This window comes from Petrimonas mucosa (genome assembly GCF_900095795.1).
Classification (GTDB): domain Bacteria; phylum Bacteroidota; class Bacteroidia; order Bacteroidales; family Dysgonomonadaceae; genus Petrimonas; species Petrimonas mucosa.
In genome coordinates, this window is record NZ_LT608328.1 from 1,426,175 (window position 1) to 1,443,734 (window position 17,560).

The 17,560-nt window shown below is 49.4% G+C and carries 17 protein-coding genes and 2 tRNA genes; 11 read left to right on the forward strand and 8 right to left on the reverse strand.

Going from position 1 to position 17,560, the window contains the following annotated elements; all coding sequences use genetic code 11:
* Positions 1–269 precede the first annotated feature (269 nt).
* The 7 genes from metH to ING2E5A_RS05680 all read left to right on the forward strand — a co-directional run bounded on the left by metH (position 270) and on the right by ING2E5A_RS05680 (position 9,268).
* Entirely contained in the window at positions 270–3,950 is a 3,681-nt protein-coding gene (gene metH, locus ING2E5A_RS05650; protein WP_071136572.1) for a methionine synthase, read from the forward strand.
* Between the two features lie 221 nt (positions 3,951–4,171).
* Positions 4,172–4,822 (forward strand): carbohydrate-binding family 9-like protein, encoded by a 651-nt coding sequence (locus ING2E5A_RS05655; protein WP_143102466.1) that lies wholly within the window; start codon positions 4,172–4,174, stop codon positions 4,820–4,822.
* A 37-nt stretch (positions 4,823–4,859) separates the two neighbouring features.
* Positions 4,860–5,963 carry a phosphotransferase enzyme family protein gene (locus ING2E5A_RS05660; protein ID WP_071136573.1) on the forward strand — a complete coding sequence of 368 codons (1,104 nt, stop codon included), beginning with the start codon at positions 4,860–4,862 and terminating at the stop codon, positions 5,961–5,963.
* Positions 5,964–6,103: 140 nt separating this feature from the next.
* Positions 6,104–6,682, forward strand: a complete 579-nt coding sequence (locus ING2E5A_RS05665; protein ID WP_071136574.1) for a YceD family protein — start codon at positions 6,104–6,106, stop codon at positions 6,680–6,682.
* A 35-nt stretch (positions 6,683–6,717) separates the two neighbouring features.
* A complete protein-coding gene (gene rpmF / locus ING2E5A_RS14995; RefSeq protein ID WP_083373212.1) occupies positions 6,718–6,903 on the forward strand; it encodes a 50S ribosomal protein L32 in 186 nt (61 codons plus the stop codon).
* Between the two features lie 72 nt (positions 6,904–6,975).
* Complete coding sequence (locus tag ING2E5A_RS05670; RefSeq protein WP_071136575.1) at positions 6,976–7,983, forward strand: beta-ketoacyl-ACP synthase III; 1,008 nt, start codon at positions 6,976–6,978, stop codon at positions 7,981–7,983.
* A 331-nt stretch (positions 7,984–8,314) separates the two neighbouring features.
* Positions 8,315–9,268, forward strand: a complete 954-nt coding sequence (locus ING2E5A_RS05680; RefSeq protein ID WP_071136577.1) for a stealth family protein — start codon at positions 8,315–8,317, stop codon at positions 9,266–9,268.
* A gap of 9 nt (positions 9,269–9,277) precedes the next feature.
* On the opposite strand, the gene ING2E5A_RS05685 is transcribed toward ING2E5A_RS05680, so the two are convergent.
* The 8 genes from ING2E5A_RS05685 to ING2E5A_RS05720 all read right to left on the reverse strand — a co-directional run bounded on the left by ING2E5A_RS05685 (position 9,278) and on the right by ING2E5A_RS05720 (position 15,416).
* Positions 9,278–10,270: a stealth family protein gene (locus ING2E5A_RS05685; RefSeq protein ID WP_083373213.1), complete on the reverse strand. Its 993-nt coding sequence runs from the start codon at positions 10,268–10,270 to the stop codon at positions 9,278–9,280.
* Positions 10,271–10,321: 51 nt separating this feature from the next.
* Positions 10,322–10,828, reverse strand: a complete 507-nt coding sequence (gene purE / locus ING2E5A_RS05690; RefSeq protein ID WP_071136579.1) for a 5-(carboxyamino)imidazole ribonucleotide mutase — start codon at positions 10,826–10,828, stop codon at positions 10,322–10,324.
* Positions 10,829–10,832: 4 nt separating this feature from the next.
* Complete coding sequence (gene gcvH / locus ING2E5A_RS05695; RefSeq protein ID WP_071136580.1) at positions 10,833–11,213, reverse strand: glycine cleavage system protein GcvH; 381 nt, start codon at positions 11,211–11,213, stop codon at positions 10,833–10,835.
* Positions 11,214–11,307: 94 nt separating this feature from the next.
* A complete protein-coding gene (locus ING2E5A_RS05700; protein WP_071136581.1) occupies positions 11,308–11,922 on the reverse strand; it encodes a phosphatase PAP2 family protein in 615 nt (204 codons plus the stop codon).
* A gap of 28 nt (positions 11,923–11,950) precedes the next feature.
* Positions 11,951–13,402 carry an RNA polymerase factor sigma-54 gene (gene rpoN, locus ING2E5A_RS05705; RefSeq protein ID WP_071136582.1) on the reverse strand — a complete coding sequence of 484 codons (1,452 nt, stop codon included), beginning with the start codon at positions 13,400–13,402 and terminating at the stop codon, positions 11,951–11,953.
* 114 nt (positions 13,403–13,516) lie between these two features.
* Positions 13,517–13,831 carry a hypothetical protein gene (locus ING2E5A_RS05710; protein WP_071136583.1) on the reverse strand — a complete coding sequence of 105 codons (315 nt, stop codon included), beginning with the start codon at positions 13,829–13,831 and terminating at the stop codon, positions 13,517–13,519.
* Between the two features lie 67 nt (positions 13,832–13,898).
* Positions 13,899–14,804 carry a tRNA (adenosine(37)-N6)-dimethylallyltransferase MiaA gene (gene miaA, locus ING2E5A_RS05715; protein WP_071136584.1) on the reverse strand — a complete coding sequence of 302 codons (906 nt, stop codon included), beginning with the start codon at positions 14,802–14,804 and terminating at the stop codon, positions 13,899–13,901.
* A gap of 54 nt (positions 14,805–14,858) precedes the next feature.
* Positions 14,859–15,416, reverse strand: coding sequence for an IS1096 element passenger TnpR family protein (locus ING2E5A_RS05720; RefSeq protein ID WP_071136585.1), 558 nt, complete (start codon positions 15,414–15,416; stop codon positions 14,859–14,861).
* Positions 15,417–15,600: 184 nt separating this feature from the next.
* Here ING2E5A_RS05720 and ING2E5A_RS05725 point away from each other — a divergent pair.
* The 4 genes from ING2E5A_RS05725 (at position 15,601) to ING2E5A_RS05740 (ending at position 17,552) form a co-directional block, all read left to right on the forward strand.
* Positions 15,601–15,674: transfer RNA gene (locus ING2E5A_RS05725), tRNA-Asn, on the forward strand.
* Between the two features lie 30 nt (positions 15,675–15,704).
* A tRNA-Asn gene (locus ING2E5A_RS05730) sits at positions 15,705–15,778 on the forward strand.
* 121 nt (positions 15,779–15,899) lie between these two features.
* On the forward strand, positions 15,900–16,853 hold the full coding sequence (locus tag ING2E5A_RS05735) for an NAD(P)-dependent oxidoreductase (RefSeq protein ID WP_071136586.1): 954 nt from the start codon (positions 15,900–15,902) through the stop codon (positions 16,851–16,853).
* Positions 16,854–17,552 carry a DNA alkylation repair protein gene (locus ING2E5A_RS05740; RefSeq protein ID WP_071136587.1) on the forward strand — a complete coding sequence of 233 codons (699 nt, stop codon included), beginning with the start codon at positions 16,854–16,856 and terminating at the stop codon, positions 17,550–17,552.
* Positions 17,553–17,560 lie beyond the last annotated feature (8 nt).

Here is a 17,560-nt window from a genome sequence, read left to right on the forward strand (position 1 = left end):
GCAGTGCAGACGTTATGCTCACCACGCTCGACTTCCAATCGTACCATAGTGGAATTGAAATGAGAAAACTTTCCTGTTTAGGATAGGGGCATGGGTATTCCAAACAGGAGTGATTCTGTAGATTTCGGATTCATTTAACTAACATAGTTTTTACCTCCTTAGGTGTGGTTACTACAACCCTCACTATATGTCGATTGACGCGAAATGTTTTGGACTTAGCATTTTAATTTGTTACTTTGTGCACGCCTAAACGTTGGATAAAGACTGACATGAAGATAGATGAGATTTTGAAATCACGCATCCTCATTCTTGATGGAGCAATGGGGACAATGATACAGCGCTACAAACTCACTGAAGAGGGGTATCGTGGCGAACGGTTCAAGGATGTTGCGAAGCTGCAGAAAGGGAACAACGATCTGCTCTGCATCACGCAACCGGAAATCATTGAGGAGATCCATTGCAGCTATCTGGCTGCCGGTGCAGACATCATCGAAACAAATACCTTCAATGCCAATGCCATTTCGATGGAAGATTACGGGATGTCGCACCTGGTAAGGGAGATCAATGCATCGGCGGTGAGAATTGCACGAAAGGCCGCAGAGAAGTTTACTGCGCTCGATCCGGATAAACCCCGTTTTGTGGCCGGATCTATCGGTCCCACCAATAAGACCGCATCGATGAGTCCCGACGTGGAGAACCCGATGTATCGTGCCGTTACCTTCGACGATCTGCGTGATGCCTATTTCGAGCAGATCGATGCTTTGGTGGAGGGCGGGGTGGATATCCTGCTGATCGAGACGATTTTCGATACCCTTAACGCCAAGGCTGCCCTGTTTGCTGCCGGCGAGGTGGCCAGGAAGCATGGAAAGAGTATCCCCGTCTCACTTTCGGTGACACTTTCTGACAAGGCGGGCAGGACACTTTCAGGTCAAACGATCGAGGCTTTTCTCATATCGGTAAGTCATGTTCAGTTGCTTTCGGTGGGATTGAACTGCTCATTCGGCGCATCCGATATGAAGCCCTATATAAAACAGCTGCGACGCGTCTCTCCCTTTTACATAAGTGCCTATCCCAATGCAGGGCTGCCCAATCAGCTGGGCGAGTATGACGAGACGCCCGAAACGATGGCCGCCCAGATCAGGGAATATATCGACGAGGGATTGGTGAATATTATCGGTGGTTGCTGTGGAACCACTCCCCAACATATTGCGAAGTATGCCGAACTGGTAAGCGGTGTTGTGCCACCGAAACCGATGAAGCAGCCAAATTTGATGCGGCTTTCGGGTCTGGAGGAGTTTGTGCTCACGCCCGGAATCAACTTTGTGAATATCGGTGAACGTTGTAACGTGGCCGGTTCCCGCAGGTTTCTGCGACTGATCCAGGAGGAGAAATATGAGGAGGCCCTGCAGATAGCCCGGCAACAGGTGGAGGATGGTGCGCAGATCATCGACATAAATATGGATGATGGTCTGCTGGACGGTGTGCGTGAGATGACCCGCTTCCTCAACCTGCTGGCGTCCGATCCTGATATCTCGCGGATCCCGGTGATGATAGACTCGTCGAACTGGGAGGTGATCGAGGCCGGATTGAAGTGCGTGCAGGGAAAATCCATTGTCAACTCCATTTCACTGAAGAACGGCGAGAAGCAATTCCTGGAGGAGGCTGACAAGGTGAGGGCGTATGGTGCTGCCGTGGTGGTGATGGCTTTTGACGAGAAGGGGCAGGCCGACAATTTCGAGCGCCGCATCGAGATCTGCGAAAGGGCATACCGGTTGCTGGTCGGCAACGGTTTTCCTTCGCAGGATATCATATTCGATCCCAACGTGCTGGCTATCGCTACCGGAATGGAGGAGCACCGCAACTACGCTCTCGATTACCTGAAGAGCGTGAAGTGGATCAAGTCCAACCTCCCGGGGGCCAAGGTGAGCGGGGGGGTGAGCAACCTCTCATTCTCGTTCCGGGGAAACAGCTACGTCAGGGAGGCGATGCACTCGGTTTTTCTCTACCATGCCATCCAGGCAGGAATGGATATGGGGATTGTCAACCCGGCAGAATCGGTGTTGTATGAGGATATAGCTGCCGAGGTGAAGGAGTTGATGGAGGATATTATCTTCAATCGCAGGGAAGATGCCACGGAGCGTCTCATGGAGTATGCCCAGAGTATCAAGGGAAAGGCTGCCGAGGAGTCGAAAGAGAAGGTGCTCGAATGGCGTTCGCTGCCCCTCGATGAGCGGCTGAGCTACGCCCTAGTCAAGGGGATAAGTGATTTTATGGAGGAGGATATTGCGGAAGCGCTGACCGTATACCCGCGTGCAGTGGATGTGATTGACAAGCCATTGATGAGAGGAATGAACGTGGTGGGAGAGCTGTTCGGTTCAGGCAGGATGTTCCTACCGCAAGTGGTAAAGGCTGCCCGGACCATGAAGAGGGCAGTCTCCATTCTCCAGCCCGTGATCGAAGCCGAGAAATCTTCAGGGGAGGCACAGAAAGCGGGCAAGGTTGTCTTGGCCACCGTGAAGGGAGATGTGCACGATATCGGGAAAAATATCGTTTCCATTGTGCTGTCGTGCAATAATTACGAAATTGTGGATCTGGGGGTGATGGTTTCCCCTGAAAAGATCATCGAGACGGTTATGCGCGAGCAACCCGATATTGTGGGATTAAGCGGACTGATCACACCGTCGCTCGAAGAGATGAGTATTGTGGCAGCAGAAATGGAGAAGGCCGGGTTTCAGATGCCTTTGCTTATCGGTGGTGCCACTACATCGAAACTGCACACGGCCTTGAAAATTGAACCGAAATACAGAAGGGGTGCTGTGGTATATGTGAAGGATGCATCACAGAGTCCGGGCGTAGCCGCTAACCTGTTGAATTCCGAATCGAAGGAGCAATATCTCCGGCAGATACGGGATGAATATGCCGAACTGCGTGAAAACAACATGGACCGAAACGTGGAGCTGGTTCCGCTGCAAGAGGCGCGTGAAAAGAGGTTCAGGATCGACTGGAGCGGCTTCGTTGCCGAGAAGCCCAGGATGATGGGGCGGAAAGTGCTGAAACAGATCCCAGTGGAGGAGATCATCCCCTATATCGACTGGAAGTTTTTCTTTCATGGCTGGAACCTGTCGGCAAAGTTCGCCTCCATTGCACAGTCTGGCTACACGCCGGAAGAGCGCGATGCGTGGGCGGTCCGTTTCAGGGAGGACGAGCAGGAGAAAGCGAGGGAGGCGGCAAAACTATACGACGACGCAAGCAGTATGCTCCGGAGGTTGGTAAATGATAAGGCCGACTATATCCGTGCTGTTTGCGGACTCTATGAGGCGTATAGTGAAAACGACACCATAGTGGCCGGAGGGATCTCCATTCCCATGCTGCGTCAGCAGAAAAAGAGCGAGAAGGATGAATATCTCTGCCTGAGCGATTTCATTGCACCGGTAACCTCGGGGAAAAAGGACTATATCGGTGCTTTTGCGGTTACGGCAGGATTTGGTGCAGAGGAGTTGCTGAAGGTTTTCGAAGCCGACGAGGATGAGTATGCGGCTCTGTTGCTGAAATCATTGCTCGAGCGACTGGCCGAGGCTGCAACCGAATGGCTGCACTACATGATCAGGACAGAGTACTGGGGATTTGCGGCGGATGAGAAGCTGTCGATCGCCGACATGCTGGCATCGAGATTCAGGGGAATCCGGCCGGCAGTGGGATATCCCTCCATTCCCGACCAGACGATGAACTTCCTGCTGCACGATATGCTCCGGACGGAAGAGATCGGGATCACGTTGACTGAAAATGGGATGATGAATCCTCCGGCTTCGGTCAGCGGTTTTGTATTTGCCCATCCACGGTCGAAATACTTCGTTATCGGTCCCCTCTCCGAAGATCAGTTCAACGATTATGCCGTTCGGCGGAATGTCGACAAGGAGATGATCCGGAAGTTTCTGTCGGCAAATCTGTAAAACCGGATCCGGAAGAGCTCCTCTTTGGTCTCTTGCTTCAACGGAGTTGCTTCCCAGACAGTGGGCACGCCTGGCCGGAGATCTGAAAGAATTCTCTTGTTTCGACAGAGTTGCCTTCAAGGTCCGTAAAACAGGATGGGACGGTTATTTTTTTAACGAAAAATGGCCGGCTTTTTTGTTAAATCCGGCGAAAACCGGTACTTTTGGGAAAAATTATTGCTATGATGAATACCCTCAAAGTACCCAAGCAACATATTTCACAATGTGAAACCATTTTCGACAGGATCAATCTGCTGCGTGAAGCGGGGGCAGTGGCCCGGATCGACCGGGTGAACTGGAAAGAGGAGTTCCCGAAATCTTTACCGGTCTCGGTGAGGGTTGCCCATGACGGCGAAAGGATCTACCTCTGTTATGAGGTGATTGGCGAGGAGATACGGGCGGTGAATACCGAAGATTTCGGCTCGGTCTGGGAAGACAGTTGTGTGGAGTTCTTCATGCAGCGTGAAGGAGAGAGTGTTTACAGGAATTTCGAGTGTAATGTGCTGGGGGCGCTGCTTGCAGCAAAACATAAAACCCGGAGCGAAGCGGAGAACCTTACCGGACATATGGCTTCGATCGACCGTTTTTCCACAATCCGGCACCGATATGAAAGTGGCAAGCAGGTAAGCGACTGGACGCTATATCTGGCTATTCCACGGCAGGCAATGGGTTTTAGTGACGATGAGGAGCTGTCGGGAAAAAAGATTAGGGTAAACTTCTATAAATGTGGAGACAAGACTCCCCAGCCCCATTTTATCAGTTGGAACCCCATCGATCTGCCTTCGCCCAATTTTCACGTCCCGCAGTTTTTCGGGCTATTGGAACTGGAATAAGCGATCATTTGTAACGCATCATAATCTTATCAATATTATGCAAGAAGTTAATAAATTAAAAGAGATTGTAGCCCGGTTTACCGGCAATGTCGAGGGCGTTGAGGTGAAGCCGTTGGGAGCGGGTCATATCAACGACTCTTTCAAGGTGGTAGCCGGAGAGAAAGAGTATGTACTGCAGCGTATCAACCATGCCATCTTTAAAAATGTTCCGCAACTTCAAAACAATATTTTGCGCGTGACGATGCACATCCGACAAAAGTTGATGGATGCGGGAGTGCAGGATGTCGATCGCAGGGTCTTGACGCTCATTCCCACACCCGACGGAAAGCTTTTCTGCCAGGATGAAGACGGCAACTACTGGAGGATGATGGACTTTATCAGGGACAGCAAGAGTTATGATGAGATAAATCCTGAACTGGCCTACAGGGCCGGATTGGCTTTCGGCGATTTCCAGAAGATGTTGGCCGACCTGCCGGGTGGTCCGCTGTTTGAGACCATACCTAACTTCCACAACATCGAGTCGAGGCTGGAAACATTCAGGGACTCGGTCAGGGCAAACAAGGTTGGTCGTCTCGCCGAGGTGCAGGGACTGGTAAACGAACTGGAGGCCCGTGCAGACGAGATGTGCAAGGCTGAGAGGCTGCACCGGGAGGGCAAACTGGTCAAGCGTACCAACCATTGCGATACCAAAGTGAACAATATCCTTTTTGATAGAAATGACGAGGTGTTGTGCGTGGTGGACCTGGATACGGTGATGCCGGGATATGTCCTGTCGGATTTCGGCGATTTTATCCGTACGGGTGCGAACAAGGGGGCGGAAGATGATCCCAATCTGGATAATGTTGAGGTTGATCTGGAGATCTTTGAAGGATATGCGAACGGATATCTGGAAAATGCAGCCTCTTTCCTCACCGACATTGAGATCGAGAATCTTGCCTTTGGTGCCAAGCTGCTTACCTACATGCAGACTGTACGCTTTCTGACAGATTACATCGATGGAGATAACTATTACAAGATCTCGTACGGAAACCATAACCTGGTCCGGTCGAAAGCACAGTTCAAGTTGCTGCAGAGTCTCGAGGAGAATTTCGACAAGATGCAGGAGATCGTCTTGAAGAGCGCGGCAAAGTTTAAGGCCTGATCTTTTGAAAGTGCTCTCTTGCCGTTATTGTATGCGGCAGCGAGGGTCCATTTATACGTGAAAATAAATAATGTAAAAAAAAGAGCAGTGTGAAGAAAAAAATCACTATCTTTGCACCGCTTTATTTTTCAGGTTAAAAAGTGGCAAAGTTTAGCTTATACAAGATTCCTTTAAAAAATCTTTCGCAGGGAAAACATACTTATGAGTATGAATTAGATAGAAAATTTTTCGAAGCGATTGATGGAGATGAGGTGAAGAAAGGCCATGTCAACGTAACACTGACGATCAAAAAGACATCGTCCATGTATGAGTTCAATTTTGATCTGAAGGGAGTTGTCCAGGTGCCTTGCGATCGTTGTCTCGATGATATGGATCAGGAGATAGATTCTCAAAACCGCCTGATTGTAAAGCTCGGCAGGGAATATTCCGAAGAGAGCGACGAAGTGGTGATCATCCCCGAAGAGGAGGGTGAGATCAATATCGCTTGGTTCTTGTATGAGTTTGTGGTGTTGGATATTCCCATCAAGCATGTTCATGAACCGGGAAAATGTAACAAGGCCATGTCTTCCAAGCTCCGGAAACACCGGGCGGTTAGCAGGGATGAGGATGATGATGGCGGTGAAATGGAGGATGATGATGGAGATTTTGCCGATGAGGAAGAGATTACAGAAAATATCGATCCGAGATGGGAAGGTCTGAAAGGATTAAACCTGGAATGATTTTTAAATATAAACGTTAATAATAAATATACAAAATGGCACATCCAAAAAGAAGACAGTCGTCTGCAAGACAAGGAAAAAGAAGATCGCACGACCACGCCAAGATGCCAACCATGGCCATCTGCCCCAATTGCGGAGCATGGCATATCTACCACACAGTATGTGGCGAGTGCGGATATTACAGAGGAAAATTGGCAATTGAGAAAGAAGTTGCGGTATAAACTCATTTATTCGTAATAAATGGAACCCTGAATAACCTTGTTTTTCGGGGTTTTTTTCAATATAACAGGATAATGACAAATTTAAACGCTGTCATCACGGGAATTACAGCAGCAGTTCCTGATTACATCCTTACCAACGAGGAGTTGTCGAGGATGGTGGATACATCCGACGAGTGGATAATGACCCGCGTGGGTATCAAGGAGAGGCGAATCCTGAAAGGGGAGGAGCAAGGTATATCTGTACTGGGAACAAAGGCTGTAAGGGAGTTGCTCGAGAAGACAAACACCCGGCCTGAAGAGGTAGACGGGGTGGTCTTTGCGACAACAACACCCGATCATCTCTTCCCCTCTGCAGCGTCAATCGTAGCCGAAAATACGGGGATAAAGAATGCTTTCTGTTTCGACATGGAGGTGGCCTGCTCCGGATTTGTCTACGGTCTTGAAGTGTGTAACGGTTTTATCAAAACCGGAAAATACAGGAAGATTATCCTGATTGCCGGAGACAAGATGTCTTCGGTAACAAACTATACCGACCGTACCACCTGTCCGCTTTTCGGTGACGCGGCAGGTGCCGTGATGATTGAGCCTACCGAAGAGCATCTGGGTATCATTGACGCGATCCTGCGTGCCGATGGAGTGGGGTACGCTCCCTTGCAGCTGAAGGCTGGCGGCAGCAAATATCCCGCTTCCCGCGATACGGTGGAACGGAATGAACATACCGTATATCAGGAGGGAAAGGTGGTGTTTAAATATGCCGTATCCAATATGGCCCAGGTTTCGCTCGACATTATGGAGCGGAATAACCTCACCCTCGATGAGCTGGATTGGTTTGTTCCCCATCAGGCCAATATCCGCATTATCGACGCGGCGGTGACTCGTGCCGGGATTGCCCCGGAGAAGGTGATGGTCAATATCGAACGTTACGGCAATACCAGCGCCGGAACAATTCCTCTCTGCCTGTGGGAGTGGGAAAAGAAGCTCCGCAAGGGCGACAATATCATCCTGGCCGCATTCGGAGCCGGTTTCTCCTGGGGGAGCGTATACCTGAAATGGGGATACGATGGCGACAAGGTGAAGTGATTTCACACCTGACCCCTTGATGTTTTTCATACCCCTCTACAACAACTATGGCGGTTAACCGCCTTGCCCTGCATCCGATGCATTGCTCCCTGTTCACCACGTGAACGAGCCGCAAGTCGACGCTGCCGCTTTCGGGCCGGTATGTCTACCGCCCCGGGGCTCTCCTTCGTGAAATGTGTCGATTTCCGTAACCCTTTTCCATAGCATACAGTTGCTTTTTTGTCTCCGCACAATTAGTAAAATTTTCTCATGTTTACCGTTTTTACTATCTTTGCAGCTACGTTTTGCAGGGGGGTGGAATTTCACCCCTTTGTAGCATATAAAAAAGAGCATGAATTCAACTGATATAGATTTGGTTTATTTGTGGGTCGACGGCAGCGATCCCCGGTGGCTCGAAAAGAAGATCCGGTTCACCGGTGCAGTGTCGGACAACTCGGAAGTAAACAACAAGGGGCGCTACATGAACAATGATGAACTGAGATATTCGCTTCGTTCGGTAGAACGCTATCTCCCCTGGATACGGAAAATCTTTATCGTGACGGACGACCAGTGTCCCGAATGGCTGGTGAAAGAACATCCGAAAATTCAGCTGGTAGACCATAAGGAGATCCTTCCCGAGGAGGCGCTTCCCTGTTTCAACTCCAGTGTGATAGAATATTACCTTTACCGTATTCCCGGCCTTGCAGAACGTTTCCTCTTCGCGAACGATGACATGTTTTTTAACAAACCGCTCACGCCCGACTTTTTTTTCAATGAGAAAGGGTTACCATACGTCCGGTTGAAACGGAAATTGCTGGGCAGATGGCACTATCAGGTCAAGCTGCTTCTCCGGGGACGGCTGGGACAATACATCTCCACGGTTATAGGAGGGGCTGCTCTGGTGAAGGAGCGGTTTGGCATCTACTATTCGGGAATTCCACATCACAATATTGATGCATATGTGACAGCCGATTACCGTCATGCTGTCGAGCAGGTATTTGCAGAGCAGGTGGCTAGCTCGGTCCACAGTCATACGAGGCAGTATGGCGACCTGCAGCGCTCCGTCTTTTCCTATTATGCGTTGGCCGTAGGCAGGGCCGAATTGAAGTATGTAGGCCGGCGAAATTCGCTGCGGCTGAATCTCTATCGCGGGAAGTTCATGGAGCGGTTGAAGCGATACAACCCCGCTCTCTTTTGCCTGAACGACAGTCAACGGGTCAAGGATGCCGACCGTATGATGGTAAAACCTTTCCTCGAAGAACTCTTTCCTGAAAAATCCTCATTCGAAACATCAACCCGATCCTGAATGTTCCGGCTACAACTCGAAAGTCGATTTGTCGGGCAAGATGGATTGGAACGCCTTGTCCAGTTCCCGGATAACTGCGGCATAGTTGCGAATATGCGCATTGTCGTTCAGACAGATCAGTTTGTAGCGCTGTTCGTAGATGGCCCTAATGGCCTGCTTTGATTTCAGGATCAGCGGGAACATCTTCGTATCGCTGTAGGTGTTGTAGGGTAGGAAGTTGGAACGGCAGATCTGCCAGGTCCGGAACAGCTCCTGGGTGTAGTCGTTCGGACTCCGGAAACGATTCTCCGAAGCTTTTGTCAGTTCCGCACCCGCATACTCCCACACCTCCTCGAAAGTCGACTTGAGATAGGGTTGCGCGTTGTGCGGCGTGATCAGCGTGATGAATTTGTTATAAGGTTTGAGAAGGCGGGTGAGCCTGCTCTTCTTGCCATAGGAGGGGTGGAACCACTTCTCGTGGTCGCGTTGCATCACCTCCTGCTTGTTGAACCGCCTGTTGATGATCCGGATGTTGTTCTTGAGACATTTCGACCATAACCCCATGCCGGAGTTATAGCGAAAAGCGGCAATGTCGTTGGGTACCCCGTCGATGAAAAAGCGTTCCTGCGGGAGTTGGTTGGTGATGAAGAAATCGTCGTTGAAATAGACAAACCTGTCTGCCAGATCCGGAATCTTGTGAAGGTAGATCTCAATAAGCGAGGAGTTGAATACCGGAAGAAAATGTTGCGGGATATAGTCGGCATGATTCACCAGCGATAGTTTCGGGTGATCTGCATTCAGCCACTCGGGCTTCTGTCCGCAGGTGACAAAATGGATCTTCCTTACCCATGGCGTGAATTTCTCAACCCCCCTGAACCAGTACTTGAGAAAACCATAATCCCTGAACCGGGCTTCAGACAGTTCGTTCACAGTGTTGTCGATCTTTCCCGAATAGGTTGCGAAATCTTTCTGCCATTTCGGGTCATTCATGTCGACCCACGTTATTACAAAATCAATTTCCACGTCTTTGTTTTATGAATTCAACCAAGGAGCACTTTCTTATCAACTGCCCAATCAGTTTGTCTTGAATTTATACTTGATGTTGGCCAGCTCTTCGTTGGCCTGTGTGATTTTAACCTTCAACTCATCCTTGTAGACTGCCAGTTTCTGCTGGAGTGACTCATCTCCGGTTGCGATCATCTGCACGGCAAGGATGGCAGCATTCAGCGACCCGTTGATGCCGACAGTGGCAACGGGAATTCCCGGCGGCATCTGAACAATGGCGAGCAGTGCATCCATGCCGTCGAGTGATGCGTTTATGGGTACGCCGATCACGGGAAGGGTGGTCATCGATGCAATTACACCCGGCAAATGGGCGGCCATTCCGGCAGCCGCAATAATCACCTTGATGCCCCGTTGACGAGCATTCTTGGCAAATTGCTCAACGGCCTCCGGTGTGCGGTGAGCCGAGAGGGCGTTTATTTCGAACGGGATCTCCATCTCGTCGAAAAAAAGGGCAGCCTTCTCCATCACGGGGAGATCAGAAGTGCTGCCCATTATTATGCTAATGATCGGATTCATCTGCTTACTGTCCAATAAAGGCTTTGTATGCTTCGCTGGAGAGAAGGTCGTCGAGATCGGCTTCATCCTCGATGGTTACCTTTACGATCCATCCTTCACCGTATGGGTCCTTGTTCACCAGTTCGGGCTGGTCGTCGAGTTTCGGATTCACCTCAAGCACTTCGCCGGTTACAGGCATTAAAAGGTCTGAAACGGTCTTTACAGCTTCAATGCTGCCAAAAACGGCTCCCTTTTCAACCTTTTCTCCTTCAGTGGTGACGTCGACAAAGACAATTTCTCCGAGTTCGCTCTGCGCAAAATCTGAAATCCCGACGTATGCCTCTTTTCCGTTTACTCTTATCCATTCGTGGTCGTTTGAGTACTTTAAATCTTCAGGAAAATTCATAGAAGTAATTTTTAATGTGAGTGGTTTAATTGCAGGGTAAAAATAATATTTATTTTCTTTATTGCAAAATCATTTTGAGTGTGGCTCAGGCAGATCAGAAATGGGTTCCTGTCCTGACCGAGAGGATGGCGATGATCAGTCCGAGAATAAAACCTCCAATAACCTGTCCCAATGTGTGGCGTTGCAATTTCAGCCGCGACACGCCAACCAGTCCGGCAATGACGAAAAGCACCATGAAGAGTTGATAGGGGTTGGATTTCTCGATGAAATAGCTCACCGACATCACTCCTCCCAGCAGCCCGCCGATACCGAACATGTGGGCGCTGATTTTCCACCAGATGGTGATGAAGATGGCGATGAGGATTACGGCGATGGAGGAGGCGGCAAGCATGAGGAACCACCACGGCATTCCGATCCGGTAATAGTAGAATATCATGATCAGGTATGAAACCAGTACGATGGTGTAGGGGATAAAGCGCTCCTTCCTGACCTTGAGCGACAGGTCCGATATCAATCTCAGCCGGTATACGATAAAGATCAGGATGCCGGGAATCACAAACGAGAAGAGGATTGCAGGCATCATTATTGTCCAGAACTGATTTGCATACAGCAGTTTGAAATGTGTATAGACAAAGAGCAGCAAAATGCTGTATACGGGCATTAACAGCGGCTGGAAGACCGACGATATGATACGGGCAAATTGTTTCATTGCGGAGTTCTATTTTGAAACAGCAAAGTTAAATTTTTTTTCTTAATCGAGCCACAGGAATGTTCAACTGTTCACGATATTTTGCTACCGTACGCCGGGCGATGATGTACCCCTTCCGGTTCAACTGTGCCGTCAGCTGCTCGTCGGTAAGCGGCTTGGAGGGATTCTCGTTTTCGATGAGCTCTTTCAAGAGAGATTTTATCTCGCGCGACGATACATTTTCGCCTGCCTCATTCTGCATTGCCTCCGAAAAGAAGAACTTGAGGGGATAGATACCGTTGTTTGTCTGGACATACTTGCTGCTGCTTACCCGTGATATGGTGGATATGTCGAATCCGGTTCGCTGTGCGATATCTTTGAGAATCATTGGTTTGAGCATCGATTCGTCTTCAGACAGAAAAAAGTCGTACTGAAAATTGACAATGGCCTCCATGGTCTTCTGGAGCGTGTTCTGACGTTGCCTGACAGCATCGATAAACCATTTTGCAGCATCAACCTTCTGTTTCATGAACATGACGGCCTGCTTGGCATCGTTGCTCATGCTCTCCTTGTTTTGGGCGTATCCTTGCAGCATTTCGGAAAAATCGCGGTTGATCTTCAGCTCCGGAATGTTCTTGTTGTTCAGGTACATGTTGACCTCGCCGTTGTATGACTCCACTATAAAGTCGGGAGTGATATTGCTCATGGCAATCTCTATCGAATCGCCGAGGCTGTTGCCGGGTTTTGGGTTGAGCGAGACAATTTCACGGATGGCATCGCGCAGCTCATCCTGTGAAATGTTCAGTTGACGGATAATCTTGTCGTAATGTTTTCGCGTAAACTCTTCGAAATAGTTGGTGACAATTTCCAGCGCCAGCCTGTTCTGTCTCGTGGGCGTGTTGCGTTTAAGCTGCAGCCTGAGGCACTCCTGCAGATCGCTTGCCCCCACACCTGCCGGGTCGAGGTCCTGGATGATCTCCAGTATGGACTGCAATTTTGTCTCCGGAACATCCATGTTCTGTTGAAAGAGCAGATCGTCTGAGATGGCTTGCAGGCTCCGCTGCAGGTATCCATTCTCGTCGAGGTTGCCAATGATATATTCGGCGATTTTCTGATCCTGCTCATTCAGGTGGAGCAGCCCGATCTGCTCCAGCAATACCTCGTTGAGACTCTTGTCGTTGGAATAGGTGGCCTCGATAAAGTCGGGACCGCTTTTTTTCTGGGTCTTGTTCAATTGGTAGTCGGGAATATCCTCTTCCGAGAAATAATCACCCATCAGAATATCCTCTTCCGAGAGCTGTTCTTCGCTCTCCGAAAAGTTTTCGCCCTCCTCCTGTCCAAGTTGCTCGCTCCCTTCCTCCAGGGCAGGATTGTCTTCCAGCTCCTGTTTTATCTTGTCCTCCAGCTCAACCGAATTCAATTCAACCAGTTTTATCACCTGCATTTGCAGCGGTGATAGTTTCTGTGTCTGTTTGAGTTCCTGTTGTTGCCTAAGTGCCATAAGTGATTTTCAATCCTTTTATGAAAGCAAAGATAGTTAAATTACCTCTTTTTGTCGTTCAACATAACCATTTTTTTCTCCGCATCGTTACGGTTGAAACCTGTCCATGGAGGGCTAGCACTCGTCGTCGTATCCCGCCTTACAGGTAAGCGGGGCGAGCGCATAGGCGTCGTACTCATCGTAAGCGGGACCGGGTTTGCCGTTGTAGGCAATGATCCTGTCTGTCCTTACCTGGTCGCCGTTCGCAAAAACCATAAACTGGCCCGATCTCCCCTTATCGATGATCGCCGTTACGGCTCCGTTCGATTCTTTCAGGTCGGGGTACTGCTCCGTATCGAAATAGATCACTTTTACTGACCCTTTTTCAATCTCCCGTTGAAACAGATCGGGGAAGTCGGGATCGATTGGTGTAAACGCTGGCTGTTTCATATCATATTTCTCCTTTCAACTATTAAACAGCAGAGCGTGGTATTGGTTCAACAACCCCTTTTCAGGATCATCGCTTGATCATGCGGATAGAGGCTTCCACCGCGTCGATGCTGCTGTCTGAAAGGTCGATCCAGTTGATCTCCGCATCCTTTTTAAACCAGGTCATCTGTTTGCGTGCATAGTTCCTTGAATGCTGCTTTATTTTCCCGATGGCATATTCAAGGGAGCAGTTGCCGTCGAAATATTCAAACAGCTCTTTATAACCGATTGTATTTAATGAGTTCAGATGCCGTTTCGGATAGAGTTTGCGGGCCTCTTCCACCAGTCCATCCTCAATCATCTGGTCTACACGGCGGTCGATTCGCGCATATAGCTCTTCCCGGGGACGTGTAAAACCTACCTTTACGATGTTGAAACTTCGTCTCTTTTGGGGATTGGTGCGTAACGAGGAGTAGGGTTTCCCGGCCATCAGGCAGACTTCGAGCGCGTGGATCACCCGTTTGGGATTTTTCAGGTCGACTGTGCGATAGAATACCGGATCGAGTATCTTCAGGCGGGATCGGATGGCATCCAATCCCTCTTTGCGGTAGAGCTCGTTCACCTCCCGTCGCAGTTTTTCGTCGATGGTCGGAATCTCGTCAATCCCCTTACAGACGGCATCGATATAGAGCATCGAGCCGCCCGACATCACCACATAGGGGTGAGTCTCGAGCAGGCGCTCGATCAGGGGGATTGCATCCTCCTCGAACTGGCTGGCACTATAATAGTCTTCAGGCTCGAACATCCCCACGAAATAATGGGGAATCCGCTCCAGCTGCTCAGCAGTTGGAGCTGCTGTTCCGATGGAGATCTGCCGGTATATTTGCCGGGAATCTGAAGAGATAATGGGACTTCCCAGCCGTTCGGCTATCTGAAGGCTTGTTTCTGTTTTGCCCACGCCGGTCGGCCCCAGAAGCACGAGCAAAGTATTCATGAAAGAGGCTGGTTGTTGCGGTTTATGCGAATGGTCGGTAAAGTGCAGTCAAAATCAATAGAGGTCGTTCTCTTCCGTCGATATCTCCATGTCGTCAAGTCCATCGAATCCCTCCTTGTCCAGTTCATCGAGGTTGTAGTCCTCGTCCCCGAAAAAGGTCTCATCCACATCCAGCGAGGCTGACGCGCTGGAGACCTCGTCGAGATTGAGCGATTGCCGGGGTGCTTCTCCCATCGAAAGGGTGCAGACCGGTCTCTTCAGGTTCTTGCCGGTGATAATCTCGGAGAGCTCTATGAAAAGTGCTCTTTCGGTAAGGTAGTCGAATACAAAGAGCATCTTCTGTTTTTCATCTTCAAGATAGTCACTCAAAACACATTCGGCCATAGTATATGGATCTTCATCGGAGTAGGTATCCATCTCCACAAGAGTGATCTCCTGTTCCTTTCGCCAATTGTCGTCACAAATAAAGAAAGAGGCCATCTCGTTTTCGCTGAAACCGGTACAGTCGACAATCGCTTTGAACAGATCATAAAAAGTGTTGTCGGCATCTATTTTTATTTCCCGTTTGAAGTTATCTACTTCGTCCGATATGATTACGAATCTGAAAATCATAAAAAAGTGTTTTAGTACTCGTTTATTTGCATTCAAAGGTAGTAAAAACTTTTTTAAATGGAGGGTGATCCATTGATAAAAACGGCTGTTGAAAATATATCGTTTAATTTTATCTCAAAGCTGTTGGAATATTTGAAAAAATGTACTACTTTTGCATCACTTTTCCAACAGGAAGAGGAAAAACTCTTCAGTAGCTCAGTCGGTTAGAGCATCTGACTGTTAATCAGAGGGTCGCTGGTTCAAGTCCAGCCTGAAGAGCTGAAAATGTGAGAAAATAAGAAGGAATATTCTTCAGTAGCTCAGTCGGTTAGAGCATCTGACTGTTAATCAGAGGGTCGCTGGTTCAAGTCCAGCCTGAAGAGCTGAAAATGAGTGAGTAGCGATGCTCACTCTTTTCATTATATTATATGGTTTTGATAATTTTCCGGCCGCCACCAGAAACAATTTCACGCATCGCCCGTTTAATGAAAAAATATCCCGATCATGAAGAAGATACTTGTTACAATTGCCCTGCACCGGGAACCACTTGCCGAGCTTTTTGAGAAGTTTGAGGTCTTTATGCCCCAGGATAAGGATCTGAAGCGGGATCAGGTATTGGAGATGATTCCCGATTTTGAGATACTGATACCCAATTTCAGTTTCTCTACAGACAAGGAGATCATGGACAAGGGAACCAGGCTTGAGCTGATTTCGAACTACGGTGTAGGTTACAACAATATTGATGTGGAGTATGCTACGCGGAAGGGGATTGTGGTGACCAACATTCCCAGGACGACGTGCGAACCTACGGCCGAGCTGGCATTTGCACTGCTGTTGGCTGCCGGAAGACGGATCGGCTATTACGACAGGAAACTGCGTGAGCACCGGATGGTCGATTGGGGAGTATACGGCGATGCCGGATTGCCGCTATTCGGGAAAAGACTCGGCATAATCGGGATGGGGAGAATTGGACAGGCCTTGGCCCGGCGTGCCGTTGCCTCCGGGATGAACATCATTTATCACAACCGGAACCGGTTGAGCCCGGAGATCGAGCAGCTTTACGGTGCCACCTATGTTACTTTTGAAGAGTTGTTGCGAACGGCCGACTATGTTTCGCTCAATGCTCCCTCTACCCCCGAAACCATAAGGATGATTGGCGAAAGCCAGTTCTCGATGATGAAACCCACCGCTGTCTTTATCAATACGGCCAGGGGGAACATGGTGGATGAAAAGGCATTGGCCAGGGCGCTGAGAGAGAAAAAGATCTGGGCGGCCGGGTTGGATGTATATGAGAATGAACCCAGAATCTCTCCCGAGTTGCTGGATCTGGACAATGTGGTGCTTGCTCCGCATGCGGGTACCAAAACGGTCGAGGACCGCAATCGGATGGCTGAAGAGATGGCGCAGAACATTGTCGGTTTTTATGAAGGTAAATATGAAGTGTCACGGGTAAATTAGATGAGAGCAGAGATTGTAAAAGAGCAGTTGCTCGCTTTCGGCAGCCCGCAAAAGGCGGCAGACTCCCTCCGTTTTTTCAAGACCGGGAAAGGAGAGTATGGCGAAGGCGACCAGTTTATCGGCTGCACGGTTCCCGAAACTAGAAGCGTGGCCAAAGCCTGTAAAAAGATCCCGCTGGAGGAGGTGAAGATCCTGTTGGACGACCCCTACCACGAGTGTCGGTTCTGTGCCCTGGTCATTCTGACGGAGCGGTTCAAAAAGGCAGAAGAGGAGGAACGGAAGGAGATATTCCAGTTTTACTTGGACAACAGGCGCCGGGTCAACAACTGGGACCTGGTGGATATATCTGCATACAATATTGTTGGCGAGTGGTTGGTGGACAAGGAGCGGTCTCTTTTGTACCGGCTGGCCGCCAGCGAGAATCTTTGGGAACAGCGCATCGCTGTAGTTTCCACCTTGGCCTTTATCCGGAAGCATGATTTTGACGACACGCTGAAACTCTCCGCCATGTTTCTGACTCACCGGCACGATCTGATGCATAAAGCGTGCGGCTGGATGCTGCGTGAAGCCGGAAAACGCGATGAGAAGGTGCTGACCGGCTTTCTGGATCTCCACTGCACCCGAATGCCCCGGACGATGTTGCGGTATGCCATCGAGAGACTGTCGCCGGACCAGAAAAGATCTTACATGACAAAATAGCTCTCCAT